This window comes from Streptomyces sp. FH025 (assembly GCF_017427025.1).
Taxonomy (GTDB): domain Bacteria; phylum Actinomycetota; class Actinomycetes; order Streptomycetales; family Streptomycetaceae; genus Kitasatospora.
Genome location: NZ_JAFLNG010000103.1, coordinates 1 through 15,977 on the forward strand (window position 1 = coordinate 1; position 15,977 = coordinate 15,977).

At 72.3% G+C, this 15,977-nt stretch carries 11 protein-coding genes and 1 pseudogene; 6 read left to right on the plus strand and 6 right to left on the minus strand.

Annotated elements, in window-relative coordinates:
• Both J0670_RS10565 and J0670_RS10570 read right to left on the minus strand, forming a co-directional pair.
• On the minus strand, nucleotides 1-1,803 hold a 1,803-nt coding region (locus J0670_RS10565; RefSeq protein ID WP_207811222.1), incomplete at its 3' end, for a hypothetical protein.
• The gene (locus tag J0670_RS10570) at nucleotides 1,788-2,594 is read right to left on the minus strand and encodes an ABC transporter ATP-binding protein (protein WP_307806467.1); all 807 of its coding nucleotides are present in this window, start codon (nucleotides 2,592-2,594) and stop codon (nucleotides 1,788-1,790) included. The genes J0670_RS10565 and J0670_RS10570, both read right to left, overlap by 16 nt.
• Before the next feature lie 289 nt (nucleotides 2,595-2,883).
• Between J0670_RS10570 and J0670_RS10575 the strand changes: the two genes are divergently transcribed.
• Nucleotides 2,884-3,330: a sigma factor gene (locus J0670_RS10575; RefSeq protein ID WP_307806468.1), complete on the plus strand. Its 447-nt coding sequence runs from the start codon at nucleotides 2,884-2,886 to the stop codon at nucleotides 3,328-3,330.
• Here J0670_RS10575 and J0670_RS10580 read toward each other — a convergent pair.
• Nucleotides 3,317-3,769 carry a hypothetical protein gene (locus J0670_RS10580; RefSeq protein WP_207811224.1) on the minus strand — a complete coding sequence of 151 codons (453 nt, stop codon included), beginning with the start codon at nucleotides 3,767-3,769 and terminating at the stop codon, nucleotides 3,317-3,319. The two genes, J0670_RS10575 and J0670_RS10580, sit on opposite strands and share 14 nt — an antisense overlap.
• A 67-nt stretch (nucleotides 3,770-3,836) precedes the next feature.
• Nucleotides 3,837-7,823 (minus strand): GDSL-type esterase/lipase family protein, encoded by a 3,987-nt coding sequence (locus tag J0670_RS40210; protein WP_207811225.1) that lies wholly within the window; start codon nucleotides 7,821-7,823, stop codon nucleotides 3,837-3,839.
• A gap of 469 nt (nucleotides 7,824-8,292) precedes the next feature.
• Here J0670_RS40210 and J0670_RS10590 point away from each other — a divergent pair, with 469 nt between their 5' ends.
• The 5 genes from J0670_RS10590 (at nucleotide 8,293) to J0670_RS10610 (ending at nucleotide 13,880) form a co-directional block, all read left to right on the plus strand.
• The gene (locus tag J0670_RS10590; RefSeq protein WP_207811226.1) at nucleotides 8,293-8,781 is read left to right on the plus strand and encodes a DUF2690 domain-containing protein; all 489 of its coding nucleotides are present in this window, start codon (nucleotides 8,293-8,295) and stop codon (nucleotides 8,779-8,781) included.
• The gene (locus tag J0670_RS10595; RefSeq protein ID WP_207811227.1) at nucleotides 8,781-11,819 is read left to right on the plus strand and encodes a hypothetical protein; all 3,039 of its coding nucleotides are present in this window, start codon (nucleotides 8,781-8,783) and stop codon (nucleotides 11,817-11,819) included. Before J0670_RS10590 ends, J0670_RS10595 begins: the two co-directional genes overlap by 1 nt.
• 458 nt (nucleotides 11,820-12,277) lie before the next feature.
• Entirely contained in the window at nucleotides 12,278-12,703 is a 426-nt protein-coding gene (locus tag J0670_RS10600; protein ID WP_207811228.1) for a hypothetical protein, read from the plus strand.
• Nucleotides 12,704-12,843: 140 nt separating this feature from the next.
• The gene (locus J0670_RS10605) at nucleotides 12,844-13,239 is read left to right on the plus strand and encodes a DUF427 domain-containing protein (protein ID WP_207811229.1); all 396 of its coding nucleotides are present in this window, start codon (nucleotides 12,844-12,846) and stop codon (nucleotides 13,237-13,239) included.
• A 167-nt stretch (nucleotides 13,240-13,406) separates the two neighbouring features.
• A complete protein-coding gene (locus J0670_RS10610) occupies nucleotides 13,407-13,880 on the plus strand; it encodes a MarR family winged helix-turn-helix transcriptional regulator (RefSeq protein ID WP_207811230.1) in 474 nt (157 codons plus the stop codon).
• Between the two features lie 215 nt (nucleotides 13,881-14,095).
• On the opposite strand, the gene J0670_RS39860 is transcribed toward J0670_RS10610, so the two are convergent.
• On the minus strand, nucleotides 14,096-15,130 hold the full coding sequence (locus J0670_RS39860) for a transposase (RefSeq protein ID WP_207811231.1): 1,035 nt from the start codon (nucleotides 15,128-15,130) through the stop codon (nucleotides 14,096-14,098).
• Nucleotides 15,131-15,492: 362 nt separating this feature from the next.
• Nucleotides 15,493-15,977: pseudogene (locus J0670_RS10620) on the minus strand (transcriptional regulator); the annotation flags it as partial.

Here is a 15,977-nt window from a genome sequence, read left to right on the forward strand (position 1 = left end):
CATCGCCGCGAACCAGACCCGGTTGGTCGGCGCGAGGAACGACATCCCCATCGCCACCGCGCCCTGCGGGGCCACGCCCAGGATCCCGGCGGTGGTCAGCAGTCCGACCGCCGCCGCGCGGCCGCGTGGGAGCCGGTCCTGGGCGCCCCGCTCCCCCGGGGCCGTCGGCGCCCGTCGGACGCCCTTGCGCATCACGTCGAGCAGCTCCGGTCCGTCGGCCTCCAGCCGCCGCCGGGCCGCCCGGCCGAGCCACCCCGCGGACAGCAGCCCGGTGCCGAGGCCCGCCGCCGCCCCGGCCCAGCGCAGCGGGGCGCTGTGCAGCAGCGTGCCGGCCAGGACGACGCCGGCGGCGGGCAGGGCGGCGAGGAGTTGGAGCAGCAGGACGGCGAGGCCCTGCATCCTGCTCTGGTCGGCGCTCTCGTCGCCGAAGGCGTCCAGCGGGTTGCCGCCGGGCCGGTCCGGGGAGGGCGCGGGGCCGAGCACGGACATCAGCGGCACCAGTCCGGCCCCGGCGCCGAGGACGGCGGGCAGGACGGCGAGCAGCCAGGGCCAGGCGCGCCCGGGCGGGGCGACGGCGGACGCGGCCGCGGTGAGCAGCAGGGCGGCCGGGGCGACGACGGTCAGCCAGGCCAGTTGCCGGGCCCGGACGTCGACGCGTTCGGCGCCGGGGACGACCAGGGTCAGCCAGAGCGCTCCGGCGTCCAGCCCGTACAGGTTGGCGCACAGCGAGCCGGCGAACAGCGCGGCGACCACGCCGGTCCACGGCAGCAGGGTGTCGAAGCCGCCGAGCAGTGGGAGCAGGCCGGTGAACACGCCGGTCCACAGCGCGGCCCGCAGGGCGCGGGCCCGGCGCGGGTCGCGCGCCCACAGGCGCAGTTCCTTGCCGAGGACGGCGCCGGAGGCCGTGTCGGGGACGGCCCTCAGAAGGGCGGCCCTCAGGAGGGCGGCCCTGAGCAGGCCGGCCCTCGGCAGGGCACCCCGCAAAGGGGCGGAGGGCCGGGCGGCGGCCGGGCGTCCCCCGGTGGTACCGCGCGCCAACTGCCGGGCGAGCAGGGCGGTGGAGGCCGCGAACAGCAGCGCGGAGAGGGCGAGCAGTCCGCCCAGGCAGGCCGCGACCAGGGCCCAGTCGGAGCGCCGGGCGGCATCGACGGCGACCGCCGACCAGCCCGAGGGCAGCGCCCGTACGGCGGTCCCGACGCCGGCGGCCCACTCGCCGGTGAGCAGCCGGAGGAAGAAGCCGATCGCGAACCAGCCGGTGTTGAGGAAGCCGATGACGAGGCCGAGCAGCAGCGCGGACAGTTCCCGGCCGAGCCGTGAGCGGGCCGCGCCGCCGAGGGCCAGCAGGGTGAGCTTGGACAGCACCACCACGAACAGCAGGTGCAGCAGCAGCGCCGGGACGGCGACCAGGGCGGGCAGCGGCCCCAGCCCGGCGCCGAAGACGGGCAGCACCGTGAAGGCGACCAGGCTGACCAGCGGGGCGATGCCGACGAAGGAGGCGCCGAGCAGTCCGAGGGCGAGGGTGCGCGGGCGCTGCGGCACCAGGGTGAAGTAGTCGAGCCGCAGGGTGGGGTCGCCGCCGGTGACGGTCGGGCCGAGCGCCCAGCCGGCCGTCCACAGCAGCAGCACGGCGGCGACCACGCCGACCCCGGCCTCGGGGGTGGGGAAGTCCGCCAGGCCGAGCAGCGCGGTGCCGACGGCCGCGAGGGTGCCGGTGAGCGCCCCGAGGATCAGGCTCGCGGCCCGGGGGCCGGACATCGACCGCCGCAGGACGGCCAGTTTCATCCCGGTCAGGACGCCAACCACGACAGCCCCTCCGTTCCCCCGCCGCGGGCGCCGACCAGTTCGACGAAGGTCTCTTCGAGGCCGCGCCCGGCGCGGACCTCGTCGACCGGGCCGGCCGCCAGGACCCTGCCGTGGGCGATCACGCCGACGTGGTCGCAGAGTTGCTCGACCAGGGCCATCACGTGGCTGGAGAGGACCACCGAGCCACCGGAGGCGACGAAGCGGCGCAGGATGGCCCGGATGGTGGCGGCGGACACCGGGTCGACGGCCTCGAAGGGTTCGTCCAGCACCAGCAGCCGGGGGCCGTGCAGCAGGGCGGTGGCCAGGCCGATCTTCTTGCGCATCCCGGTGGAGTAGTCGATGACGGGGGTGTGCTCGGCGCCGTCCAGTTCCAGGACGGTCAGCAGTTCCTCGGCCCGGTCGTCCGCGGTGCGGGCCGGCAGGCCGCGCAACCGGCCCAGGTAGTGCAGCAGTTCGGGCCCGGTGAGGCGCTCGGGCAGCATCATGCCGTCCGGAAGCACCCCGACCAGGGCCTTGGCCCGCACCGGGTCGCTCCACACGTCGACCCCGAGGATCGCCGAGCTCCCGGCGTCCGGCCGCAGCAGGCCGACGGCCATCGACACCGAGGTGGTCTTGCCCGCGCCGTTGGGCCCGACCAGCCCGTAGAACGATCCGCGCGGTACGACCAGGTCGACCCCGTCCACCGCGGCGAACGACCCGAACCGCTTGCGCAGTCCCGACAGCCGCAGCGCCGGAGCCCCTTCGACCGTCCCCGCCCGGGGGCCCTGCCCCACGCGCGCCGTTGCCCGCACCTCGTCCTCCCCTCATGTCCACGGCCGCCCCCGCTCGGGGCGGCACGTGATCAACGCTAGGGACGGCGGGGCTCCGGAAGAATCCACCTGCGCCCCCGGCCGGGGGTGGGGCTGGACCCACCCCCACGGCGCGTCCTGGCGGCCGGGCGCATCACGCACGAAGTCCGCCCCGATATCGGCGATACGCAGTGTGATCACCCCGCACTCCGAGTAAGGTCCACGGAGCGAACGCGAGGCCGCCTCCTGGCGCCCTGCGGGTGAAAACCTCCGGCGACCGAGGGGTGTGACCGTGCCCGACCACGACCGGCTGCCCGAACACGACGGGCTGGCAGAGCAGTTCGAGCGCTTCCGGCCGCACCTGAGGGCCGTCGCGTACCGGGTGCTGGGGTCGCACGCGGAGTCCGAGGAGGCCGTGCGGGAGACCTGGATCAGGTTCAACCGCATCAACCCGGACGAGGTGGACGACCTGGGCGCCTGGCTGACCACGGTGGTCAGCCGGGTCTGCCTGGACCTCCTGCGCGTCCGCACCGCACCCCCGGCCGCGCCGACCGCGCTGGACGGTCTCACCCCGGACGAGCGGGTCTCCTTCGTGATGCGCGACCTGTTCCACCTGCCCGTCGACCAGATCGCGACGACCCTCGAACAGCCCACGGCGGCGACCCGCAGGCTGATCGAGCGGGCCCGCCGCCGGGTGCGGGAGCCACGCCCCGGCAGCGGCGGGTTCAGCCCACGCTGAAGGTCTCGGAACGGGTCGTGGCGTCGGGGATCCGCGTGCACGGGACGACGGACACCTGCGCCGTGACCGGGCCGCCGCTGCGGGAGAGCTCGGCCAGCAGGCACACGGTCTCCTCACCGAGGCCCCACCCGGCCGGGTACGTCTCGTCCGCCCTCACGCCGACCTGGACGGAGGCTCCCTTCCCGACGGCGGCGGTGACGACGTGCACCGCCGTGCCCCGGGCGAGCGCCTCCAGCGAGTCGACCGTCTGCGGCCCGGATTCGAAGACCGGGGCGAGCCTGGCCGCGTACGTCCGAGCGCTCGCCTCGGCCCCGGCCGCCGCCTGCTTCCGGCGTTCCTCGGTCTCGGCCCGGTCGTTGTGGACGGTCACGACGACGGCCGCGATCGCCAGCGCCACGAGGGCGGCGAGCACGATCATCACCCAGCGGACGACTTTCATCTGATCCCATCGGAAAAGGGCCGGGGCCCCGTGCGGGCCCCGGCGGGTCGGACGGCCGGTCGGGGTGTCAGTACCCGGCGGCCTTCAGGGCGTTGGTGAGGGCCAGGGCGTACTGCTTCGTCCCGGAGTTGTTCGGGTGGTAGGACTCCATGCTCGGGCACACCGGGTTACCGGGGCAGGAGAAGTCGCCGCCGCCCTTGGTCGTCGGCGCGGACACCAGGTCGTTGATGCCCGGGATCGAACCGCAGACACCCCGGTACAGGAACTCGGTCATCGGCGAGTAGAAGGTGACCGGCAGGGGCTTGTCCCCGCTCTGCAACTCGGCGACGGCCTTCTGCTGGGATTCCTTCATGTAGTCGGCCCACCTGTTCAGGGAGATCGCCGCGCCCCCGGTCATGACCGAGCACACACTGGTGATCACACCGGTCTCGTCGAAGAGCTTCGGATAGCCGAGCAGGATGATCTTGGCCTTCGGGGCCCTCTCGTTGATGTGCCTGATCAGCTCCTTCAGCGGGGTGGCGGTGTTGTCGATGTCACCCTTGACCTTCGCGTCGGAGGGGCAGCTGAACAGGGCGCAGTCCTTGACGGTGCCGGCGAAGCCGGAGTCGTTGCCGCCCGCGTTCAGGACGACGAGCGTGGTGCTGTCGTCGAGGAAGCCCGAGTCGAGCTGGGTGACTTCGTGGTGCTGTCCCAGCGTCCCCCAGTTCTTGCTCCCGATCGTGTCCATCTGCCAGGTGTAGGCACCCGAGCAGGCCACCGAGTGGTAGTCGAGGTTGGTGTCCAGGCTGTCCGCCATGGCCCCGATGCTGGCGGGACGGCCGGGGATGACGGTCTGTCGCACCCAGGAGTTGACGCTGCGGCGGCAGGCGTTCCAGGACCGTCCGGGCGAGGTCTGCGAGTTGATGTCGGCGTACGGCCCCATGTCGGTGCCGTAGATGTACGGCTGGGCGCCCTCGCCGGAGGAGTAGGAGTCGCCCATCTGGACAACGACGTCCTTCGGCTTGTCGGGCAGCGGCTGGAACGCGGCCGCGTCCCAGGCCACGTCCTCCACGGCGTCGCCGTCCGGCGTGTAGTTGGACAGCTGGACCCCCTGGAAGTCGCCTCCGTCGACGAACTGGAAGACGCCCAGGCTCACCCAGTGGTTGCTGTTGGAGACGACGTTGAGGATGCGGTTGCGGGTCGTCCCGTCACCGACGTGGACGGTGTAGATCGCCTGCTGGGTCTGCGAACCGGTGTCGGGCAGGTGGACGAAGACCCTGGTCCACCCCTTGGTCCGCTGGCTGAGCTTCCAGGTGCCCGTGATCGCCATGGTGCCGTACGGGTTCGGCGGCGCCTTCAGGGAGACCGTCGACGGGGAGACGGAGGTGGCGTCGCTGCGCGTGTGGGCGTACCAGAAGTGCGCGCCGTAGCCGCCGCCGATCTGGTGCAGGTCCGCCTTGGCCTCGTAGTGGTTGTCCACGTCCGACTGGAAGTTGAAGCTGAGCGTCCCCGCGTTGGTCCAGGTGCGGGTGCAGCCGTCGCGCATGGGCGGCGCCTGGCCCGAGACCGAGTCGATGACCAGCGAACCGGACGGCGGCGCGGCGCAGTTCGGGGCGCCGCTGTTGCCGTTGCCCGGTTCCGTCCGCAGGGTCTTGTACGTCAGGTACTCGTGGCCGCAGCTGCCGTCGGAGCAGGTCTTCCACGACGCCGGGCCGTGGTACCAGTACGGCGGGTCGCAGGTCGGACCGAGGTGGTCGATCTCGCAGCGCGGCGGGTTCTTCGGGTCGCAGCCGTTGTTCGTGTTGCAGAACGCCTCCAGCGGCGGCTTCACGCCGGACTTCTGGAACTCGTTCGTCCACCAGGCCGCCGAGTAGCCAGCGGTGTTGCCCTTGTTCTGGACGCCGTTGTCGTCGTAGGAGCGGCCGGTGTCGATCGGCCAGGCCGCCCAGCCGAGCACCTTCTCCTGGTAGGGCCAGTACTGGGGGTGGGCGGCGTCCGCGTAGTGGTTGCCGTCCAGGAAGGGCTTGCGGTCCGGCTGGTAGATCGGGTTGGCCGGGTTGTTGAGGTAGCCCAGGCCCCAGCGGGTGAACGGCGTGGCGGGGTCGTACTTGTTGAAGCCCGAGTTGTAGTTCCAGGCGGCGGTGAACCAGTTCTCGATCGCGGACGGGTCGTCGTCGTTGATCTTCATGGGGACCGGCAGGGCCGGGTCGTGGAGCTCGTTCCACTTCTCGGCCAGGGTCCTGGCGGCGGCCGCGATGTTGGAGGTGTAGTCCAGCCCGACGGCCTTCTGCTTGTCGTAGGGCCAGACGACGTCACCGGTGCGCAGCCCGGTCGGGCCGTGCATGCCGTCGGTCTGCTGGCCGATGCCGTAGCCGCAGTCGACCTTGTCCCACCTGATCTGCCACACGTCCTGCGGGCGGGCCGGGTCGGCCTTCGGGTGGCCGTAGAAGCCGCCGGTGAGCGGGTTGCCGGTCTGACCCGGAAGCGCGCCGCCCTCGGCCTGCCAGAGGTTGGACTCCTGGGCGAGGACGCCGAGCAGGACCTGCGGCGGGATGTGGGCGTTGGGGGCTCCGGTCAGCGCGGGCAGCGGGAACATCGCCTGCGGGTCGACGAAGCCCAGGCCGGTCTTGGTCCGCCAGCCACCCTGACGGACCCAGCTCCCGGTCAACTGGCCGCGCACGGCCATGTCGACGGCCCACTCGACCTGGTTGGGGGTCGGCTGGTAGGCCTGCTGGGCCGGGTCGTTGCGGGGCACGGAGCAGGTGCGGTCCTCGTCGACCGTGTCGAAGGCGTTGTCGCCCGCGCCGAGGGCCGGGGCGGCGAGCGCCTTCGGCTGCTTGCCGGTGCCCGCGGGGGCGGCCGCGCCGCTCTCCAGGGCAGGCGAGCCGGCGGCGCCCTTCCCCCGGTCCGCGCCGTCCGGCGCGACGGAGAAGTCCAACTTCTTGCCGGTGGAGGGGACTTCGGCCTTCACCTCGACCAGCACGGGGGCACCGTCCTCCGGTGCCCGCAACGGGTGGGCCGCGAGGCCGCGCGCACTGCTGGAGAGGGACTCGTCGACGGCGATGGCGCCCTTGGTGGACACCACGGCGTCCACCGGCACGGGCAGCGCGGTGACGACGCCCGGCAGCGGGGCGACCTGCTCCGGCTTGCCGGTGACGAACAGCCTGCCGCCCGCGCCCGGCTGCAGGGCGACCTCGCCGGTCGGGGCCTGCGCCAGGGTGGACACCTGCCCGTCGGCGAGGCGCTTGACCGCCGCGCGGCCGTCGGCGTGGTCGATGAAGGCGACGCCGCCGTCCTTGTCCGGGTGGACGTTGCCCGCCGCACCCGAGGTGGTGGCCAGCTCGGTGCCGTGCCCGGAGTCGTCGATGCGGCTGAGCTTCGCGCCGGACGCGCCGACCACGCCGTCACGGGTGGGCACGGCCGAGGTGACCTGCCCCTCCACGGTGACCGTCTTGAGGATCCTGCCGGCGGCGGCGTCGACGGTCAGCAGCCGCGTCGAGCCGAGGTCGCCGTCCCCGTTCTGAGTGAGCACCGCCGTCTCGTCCACACCGCAGCCGGGGTCGAAGTAGGCGAGCGAGACCGTCTCGGGCAGCTTGGTCACCGCGCCCGAGGCGAGGTCCACGACCGCCGCGAAGCCGCCGCGCTGCAGCAGCTCGGGCTTGTTGACGAACTGCCGTGGGGCGTACACCACGACGGCCCGCTGCCCGGAGCCGGTGACGCAGGAGTTGCCGATCCACAGGTCGGTGTTGAAGCCCGGTTCCGACAGCGTGGCCACCGTGCGCCACTGGTAGGCCTGACCGCTCTCGGCGGCCAGGACGTGCAGCCCGCTGTCGTCGCCGGCGAGCGTCACCGCCCGGTCGTCCGAGTCGCGCCAGCCCGCCGGCAGGGAGGCGTCGGGGTCGGTCACCTTGGAGGGTGTCCGCTGCTGGTCGGCGGGCGCCGGGGTCTGCTGCTGCGGGGCCTGCTGTCGCGGGGTCGGTATGTCGGGCACGGCCGTCGCGGGTGTCGCGACGGCCATGCCGGTCAACAGGGTGAACGCGGCCGCGATGACGGCCTTGCGTGGTCGGTGGACCACGGAACCTCCCGGTCTTTCGTGTGGCGGGGTCTCGTGTCTCGGGTCTCGCGTCCCGGTGCGTTTTCGCGCATGCCGATCGGGCGCCCGACGGTGATTGCGGCACGTACCGATCGGTCGAGCGCCCTGGAGACGACACCTCGAATTGCGGCCCTTGTCCGGGCCGGGCAACGGCCGGGGAGAGTGTTCTCGGCATTCCCTCCACGCCGAAAAGAAAGCGCCGAATAAACCCCCCGTGAAGCCCGCCGATCATTACAGCAGCCCGCCCCGGGGGCGTCGCGGCCTCACGGAAAACTGTCGAAAAGTAGTCAATCGTGGCCGATAGTCATCCTTGACGACCCGTGGTCAACATCACAAAGATATGCATGCGACCCGTGCGTCATTGAAAAATCGATTGACAGGAATATCGGTCATTGAATTCAACCGCGGGCCTGCTGCCGTTCCCCGAATCAGTTGAATAAGGAGTGATCTGGTGCGCTCATTAGCGAGAGCACTCACCGGCGTGGTCCTGGCGATGGTCGCCGTCCTGCCGGCGACGCCCGCCCACGCGGCCCCGGACTGCAAGTACAGCAACTGCGACGGCGCCGACCCGGTGGCCTCGGGCTGCACCGCCGACGAGGAGTTGCTCCAGGAGATCCTGGGCCCGAACGCGTCCGTGCGGCTGATGCGCTCCCGGGCCTGCGGCGCGGTCTGGGAGGAAGCGACCGTCAAGCGGGGTTCGAACGAATGGACCGCGCGGTTGTGGAGCATCGATCCGGAGGGCGGGGTCGAAACAGGCTGGGGCCTGACCTACGAGTACAAGGCGACCTACCCGTACACCGCCAGGTCGATCATGAGGGACTACCGCAAGTCCGTCCGGGTCTGTGACCAGTTCTCGACCGAGGACCGGGACCGCTTCAACCCCCCGAGCCCCACCGGCTCCGATGACGAGCTGGGCTCGGTCTGCGGGGAGTGGTTCTGATGGCCCGACACCCCTTCCGCTCGCCGATCCGGCGCTCCCGCCGGGTCCTGACCACCGGCGCCCTGACCGCCGCGGTCCTCGCCACCACCGCGCTCCCCCAGGCCGGCGCCCAACCGACCCCCGCCCCCTCCGGCCCGAACGTCGTGGCCGACGCCGCCGTGCCGTCCCCGGACGGCAACCTGGGCAAGGGCTGGCGGACGTCGACGGACCAGCTGATCACCGCGGCCGGTGACGACACCGGCTTCCACATCTACCGCGCCCAGGAGAACAAGGCCTTCGCCTGGGACACCCTCGCCACCCTGACCGCCCCGCTGCCCGAGGGCGGCACCTGGAGCGGCAACCTCTGCGTCACGGGATCCGGACGGTACGCGGTGGCCGTCTACGCGCCGACGGCGGCAGCCAACCGGGCCGAGGGCGTGGACGGCGGCGGCTACGCCGCCGTGGTGGACACCACCACCGGCCAGGCCCGGCAGATCGCCGCCCGCGTCTCCCTGGCCTACTTCGCGCCGGCCTGCGGCGCGGGCGAGCGCGTCCTGCTCAGCCGCTACAGCGGCCCGGAGGGCCGCACGACCGAGGTCCTCGCGGTGGACGCGGCGACCGCGAAGGTCACCTCGACGGTGCGCAGCGATCAGCAGATCACCAACCTGGCGCCGTCCGCCAAGGGCGACTTCGGCGTGGCCGACGGCTCCGTGGTGCGCATCGGCGGCGACGGGGGCACCGAGAAGGTCGCCTCGCCCGCCGGCCGGGTCTTCACCCTGAACGCCGCCCCCGACGGCGGCCTTGACCTGCTGTCCGCCAAGGAGCAGCGGGCCGTCGCGGAGCACTGGACGCCGAACGGGCTGACCGGCCTGGGCGACGCTCCGCTGGACCGGCTGCAGCTGTTCCGGCTCGGTGACGGGCGCAACGCCCTGGTGGGCGAGACCGGCGGGCTGAAGAAGGGCGCCGCCGAGGCGCCCGTCGCACTCCCGGCGGAGAAGCCGGTCGCCGCCCTGTCGCAGCAGGGCCACCTCGCCGCCGAGGACGTTCAGCCCGCGTGGGTGACCCGTGCGGTGAGCTTCGGCGCGGGCTCCGAGGCCGACGTGCCCCAGGTGACGGCCCGGGTGCGCGCCATGCACAGCGGCGCCCGGATCACCGGCGCGGTCACCACGAACCCGTCGGCACCGAGGCTGCTCACCGACGCGGTCGGCGGACTCGAGCAGGCACCGGCCGACGGACCCAAGCAGGCACCGGCCGCCGCACCCATGGCCCAGACGGGCCAGGACATCAGCTCCTGGGGCGACGTCACCGGCGGCCCCGCCAGCGCCAACCCCGCCACCGAGCCCAACTGGTCCACCCCCAAGTGTGCCGTCAGGCGCAACGACCCCAACAACCAGGCCATGCAGCCCACTCCGGCGATGGTCCAGTGGGCGGTGGACCGGGCGGTCACCAGCACCCTGGACATCCAGCGGCCCAAGGGCTACCTGGGCACCGGGCAGCCCGCGTACTCGATCCAGGCCATGTTCCCGGAGCCGGGCATCGGCCCGAACAAGCAGAAGGGCCTGGTCCCCGCCCAGGTGCTGCTCGGTCTGGTCGCCCAGGAGAGCAACCTGTCCCAGGCGACCTGGCACGCCGTCGCCGGTGACTCCGGCAACCCGCTGATGGGCGTCTACTACGGCAACGACAACCTCCTGCGCACCGCGGCCGACGCCGCCGCCAACCGCACCACCCCGGTCGCCATCAACTACAGCAAGGGCGACTGCGGTTACGGCATCGCCCAGATCACCGACGGCATGGCCGCCGCCGACACCAAGCCCTGGACACCGGCCCAGAGGACCGCGATCGCGACGGACTACGCCGCCAACATCGCCGCCGCCCTCCAGATGCTCGAAGACAAGTGGGAGATCGTCCGCAAGGCCGGTCTGCTGCCGAACGGCGGAGACCCCCGGTTCATCGAGAACTGGTACCTGGCGCTGTGGATCTACAACTCCGGCTTCTACCAGCCGGGTTCGGACCCGAGTGGCTACTACGGCCTCGGCTACCGCAACAACCCGTCCAACCCGATCTACCCCTCCAACCGTCAGGGCTTCCTACGGGCGTCCTACGGGGACGCGGCCAAGCCCGCCAACTGGCCGTACCAGGAGAAGGTGCTCGGCTGGGCCGAGCGCCCGCAGAACGACTACAAGGGCAACATGGCCTACGCCCAGCCGAACTTCTCGGTCCTGCACTCCCTCAACCTGCCCAGCAACTACTCGCTGTTCTGCGGGTCGACCAACCACTGCACCCCGGGGACGGGCTGCCCCGCGCTCAACAGCAGCTGCTGGTACCCGGGGCCGGCCGTCTCCTGGATCGACAACACCAGCGACCTGAACGCGTCCACGCAGAAGCTCGCGTACTCCGCCTCCGACCCGGAGCCGGCGATGGTCGCCCGCTACCCGAAGCCGGACTGCGCCCTGCCATCGGGCTGGGACGCCGTCAAGACGGTGGTGGTGTACACGCAGTTCTCCCCCGACAAGAACGCCTACGGCTGCAACGGCAACCAGGAGAAGGGCGGCAAGTTCACCCTTCGCACCGGCGACAACTACTCGCACGCGGCCTACCTCGCCCAGATCGACCTGCACCAGTTCGGCGCGGGCTACGGTGGCCGCATGTACTTCACGCACACGTACTCCAACACCACGGGGACGCAGCCGCAGTACTACCAGTACCTGATGAAGGCCCCGCAGGTGCCCATCAACATCTCGCACCGCGTGGTGGCCACCTGGTCGCCCGACCTGCCGGACACCGCGTACCGGATCTTCGTCCACCTGCCAAGCCATGGTGCACAGGCACCCAACGTGCCGTACCTGATCTACTCGGGCTGCGGCGCGAACGGCCTCGTGCCGTCCGTCACCACACTGGACCAGTCCCAGACCAAGAGCCTGGGGCAGAACTGGTACCAGCTCGGCGGGGCCAAGACGATCCTGTGCTCCGGCGCCCGCGTCCAGGTGAGCAACCTGGTGGACGGCTCGGACTTCAGCGGTCCCGACATCGCGATCGACGCCGTCGCCTTCACCCCGTGACGGACGACCGCCGAGGAACACCCGCACAGTAGTACCCGGCCGGGGGCGGATCCCGCCCCCGGCCGGTCGGTTCCACCGCCGGAGCGGCACGGAAGCCGCCCCGGCCCGTCAATCGAGAGGCCCCTCACGTGACTCACTCCAGGCGCCGAAGCCGAGTCGCCCTGCCCGTCCTGGCCGTGGCCCTGACGCTCCCCCTCGCCGGCTGCGCCTCCGACACGAAGCCGGCCTCGGCTGCAGGGTCGTCCGCGGCGGCGTCGGGGCCCGTCACGCCCCAGACCCCGGCCGCCGCGGATTCCCCGGCCCCAGCGGCCGGAACCGCTGACGGTGGTGCGGCCAAGGGTGGAAAGGACGGCGCGACCGCGAGCGGGAAGCCGGCACCGAACGCACCGGCCGCGGCCGGGCTGCAGCCGCCCCGTTGGCGAAGCGCCGCGATCACCTCGGTCAAGGACACCGACCTGGTGCAGCGGTTCAAGGACCACTGGGGCCTCGACTTCATCACCCAGCAGATCGAGGGCGTCCCTGGCACCCTCCCCGACCACGTGTGCTACCAGGCGCTGAAGAAGCTGCCGGACGGCCACACCATCAGCATCGAGATACGCGCCGACCACGAGGGCAACCCGCGCACGATCGCCGTCCTGTCCCGAGGCCAGGCTGACGATGCGTCGGTCACGGAGCTGACGGAGGCCCTGGACATCGTCCTCAAGGGCCAGGCCACGGAGGACCAGAAGGCATGGGTGCGCGCGCAGATCGCGAGCCAGCGGCCCGACGCCGCCCCGGCCCATCCGGCCGTCCCCCGGCTGGCCGCCGGAGGGCTGAACGCCGGTCTCAGCGTCACGGCGGAGCACACGTCGCTGGAGATCGTCTCCGACGGAGCACGGCCGTAGCATCCCCGCTCGGGCCCGCCCGCCGGATCCCGCCGACTTTCGCCGAAGTCAACCCCGGCCAACGGGTATCGGATCACGATGGATCGGCGTTTCACAAGGCGATCGAAGCCGTCGCCCGACCCGAATCGAAGGAGTACCCGATGCCGAACCCGGACCAGAAGCACCGCGTGGTGACCGTCCGCAGCACCCAGACGGTCACGGTGGAGATCGACGGCACCGTGGTGGCCAAGTCCGAGCGCCCGCTGGTGCTGTTCGAGACCGGCCTGCCGCCGCGCTACTACCTGCCCTCGGAGGACGTGGAGCTCGCCCTCTTCGAGCCCACCGCGACCCACACCACCTGCCCCTTCAAGGGCGAGGCCTCCTACTGGTCGTACGTCGGACCGGACGGCGCCGCCGAGGCCCGCACCGACGTCGTCTGGGGCTACCCGGAGCCGCTGGACTCCGTCGCCGAGATCGCCGGCCACCTGAGCTTCTACGACAACGTCGCCCGGATCCACGTGACGGGCGAGCTCCCGGCCGAGCCGTCGGCCGCCTGACCGGCCGCGACCGGGCCGCGCCGGGGGCTTCCGGCGCGGCCCGGTCCGCTACCCGGACGCAATTACTTGCATACGCGCCATATAAGCTCTGGCCGATATTTTGGGCCGGGCTTATCCTGGACCGTGACGGATCCGCCCCCGTCACACCTGGAAGGAGACCCGGGCTCATGACCGCCACGGACCCCGCGCTGACCTCCCTCGCCAACGGGTGGGCCGCCCTCTACCTCCTGTACGGCAGGATCGAGGCGCACATCGAGCGGGCCCTGCAGTCCGGGCACGACCTGAGCGTTCGCGAGTACTCGCTGCTCGACGTGCTCAGCCGCCAGCACGACGGCGAGGGCGGGCACCTCCAGATGAAGCAGGTCGCCGACGCGGTCGTCCTCAGCCAGAGCGCCACCACCCGCCTGGTCACCCGGTTGGAGGACCGCGGCCTGCTCGCCCGCTACCTGTGCCCCACCGACCGCCGCGGCATCTACACCAACGTCTCGGAGGACGGCCTGAGGCTCCTGGAGGAGGCCCGGCCGACCAACGACGCCGCCCTGCGGGAGGCGCTCGACGAGGCAGCCAGGAACCCCGAACTGGCCCCCCTGGTCAAGGCGGTGGAGGAGGTCAACCTCCCGCTGGTGCTCCCCCGGGCCTGATGCCCGGCCCCTCCGCCCCAGAGCGACCGCCGCGGCCGGACCACTGACACCACCGCCGGCAACCAGGATCCGCACGGTCCGATGATGGTCGGCCGGGGGTGGCGCGGGCGACGCGGCCAGGGCTCCCGTGTCAGAACCTCCGGGCGACCCGACACGGACCGGGGACGGACGTTCGACCGCCGCGGTGTCCGCTTCGTCCCGCTGACGGCGCAGGCCTACAGCGGACGGCCCATCTGCTCCGTGGAGGCCATGCAGTGCGTCCACGGGCGGACGCGGGCCCGCGCGGCGGCGACCACCTGGGCGACGTGCGCGGCCGCCGCCAGCGTCATGTGCCGGTGCCAGCCGTCGGAGCTCCGCCCCTCGTAGTCGAGCGTCCCCACGTGGGACGCGGAGCCGGCGAAGTCCTGCTCGACGCGCTGGGTGAGCCTGCCGAGCCGCAGCAGAACCCCCAGAGGCGCCGGCAGATTGGTCAGCCAGCACCGGACCGGCTGCTCCTGCCCGCCGTTCCACTGCCCCACCAGCAGCAGCGGGTGGCCCGCCCACTCCACCCGCACGCCCGCGACCAGGTTCCGGCGGACGGCACCCGTCACCGGGTCCGTCCACTCCACCTGCCGCCCGAGCATCCGGTTGAGCTGGAGCAGCCGGGCGGCGGGCAGCGGGCGGGCGCCCCGCCCCGGCCCCTGCTCCAGCACCGGCAGGTCGGCGGGCACCGCGGACAGCAGCGGCGCGCCCGCCCGCACGTACCGGTCGAAGACCGGGCGCAGATAGGCGGCCGGGACGTCCAGGACGACCGGGCGGGGCCCGATCACGCTCGGGTCGCACACCGCCGTCGCCGACGCGGCGCGGTCGGCGGCCTCCTCGTCGGATCCCAGCAGGTTCCACTTCACGGGCACGGCGGCGTCCCTGGCCACCCCCCACACGCCGATCGCCTGCCGGCTCCTCCGGGGGATCGACTGCGCGCGCACCACCCAGGCGGCGAACCGCAGTTCGTTGTCGGCGTGGCGCTGGAGGGCCCGGCTGACCGGCTCCCAGTCCCAGGTGGAGGAGGCGATGAAGTGGTGCAGGCTCTGCGCGAGTTCGGGACCGCCGACCTGAGCGGCGATGTTCCGGATCGACTTGCGGCCCTGCGCCGCGATCAGTCCGCGCAGGTACAGGGCGCCCTTGGCCCGCTGGTCGCTGCGGGGCAGCGGGGCGAACAGCACCTCGGACAGCTCGTCCAGCACGCTGTTGCCCACCGGGGCGAACTGCACGGGCGGTCTCGGCCTGACCGACCTCCCGGACGGCAGGGCGGCCCTTCTGATCGAGGGGGTGGTTCCCATTCCAACGACAACGGGCTCCCGGGCGAGCCTATTCCATTTCGACACGACATCACCGGAGTCTTCGTCAGAACATGACCCTCATAATGGAGTTGAGGAAGCTAAGGCGCCGCACCCGCCTGACGCCCGTGCGGCGTCCGGTCCTGTTACGAAGCCTCCCGGGCGAGTTCGGCCGCCTTCGCGAGGACTACGAGGAGGGCTCCCGGCTGCGCACGGAACACCCGCGGGGAGGGCGGACCATCCGGGGAAGGTCCTGGTCAAGGTCGTCTCCGGAACGGGGTGAGGCGCTTGTCCCGTCACTGGTCGGGCTGGGTCCGGGCCCAGGCCTTCCCGTTGTAGAAGTAGGCCGGTGCGCCGCGCAGGCCCGCGGTGCGGAACGGCCGACCGTGGTCGTCGACCCGGAGCTTGCCCTGGCGGTCGCCGCTGCTCCAGACCAGGTCGAGGTACCAGCTGACGTCCTGGGAGCCGGTGGTGGCGTCGATGTTCAGGACCTGCGGATCGGTGTCGGAGACCCGGTAGGGGAAGTTCGAGGTGGTGGTCGCGACCTCGCCCTCCCGCGCCGGGACGGGCACGGCCCGGGGCGCGGACGCGTCGAGGTCCACCTCGAAGGCCGCCGGGGTGAGGCTGCCGCCGCAACCGGAGCCGGGCGTGTAGGCGTTCCCCTTGGGCGCGGGCTGGGTGCTGACGACCTGGACGTACGCGGCGTGCAGGACGACGGGTGTGGCGCTGTCGCCCTGCGCGGTCAGTTGCAGCCGCAGGTGACCGGCGGGGACGCCGTGCT

Excerpts from the sequence above, each read along its gene's own strand:
- J0670_RS10580 (WP_207811224.1), bottom strand. The coding sequence starts at position 3,769 with ATGAAAGTCGTCCGCTGGGTGATGATCGTGCTCGCCGCCCTCGTGGCG.
- J0670_RS10595 (WP_207811227.1), top strand. The coding sequence starts at position 8,781 with ATGGCCCGACACCCCTTCCGCTCGCCGATCCGGCGCTCCCGCCGGGTC.
- J0670_RS10605 (WP_207811229.1), top strand. The coding sequence starts at position 12,844 with ATGCCGAACCCGGACCAGAAGCACCGCGTGGTGACCGTCCGCAGCACC.
- J0670_RS10610 (WP_207811230.1), top strand. The coding sequence starts at position 13,407 with ATGACCGCCACGGACCCCGCGCTGACCTCCCTCGCCAACGGGTGGGCC.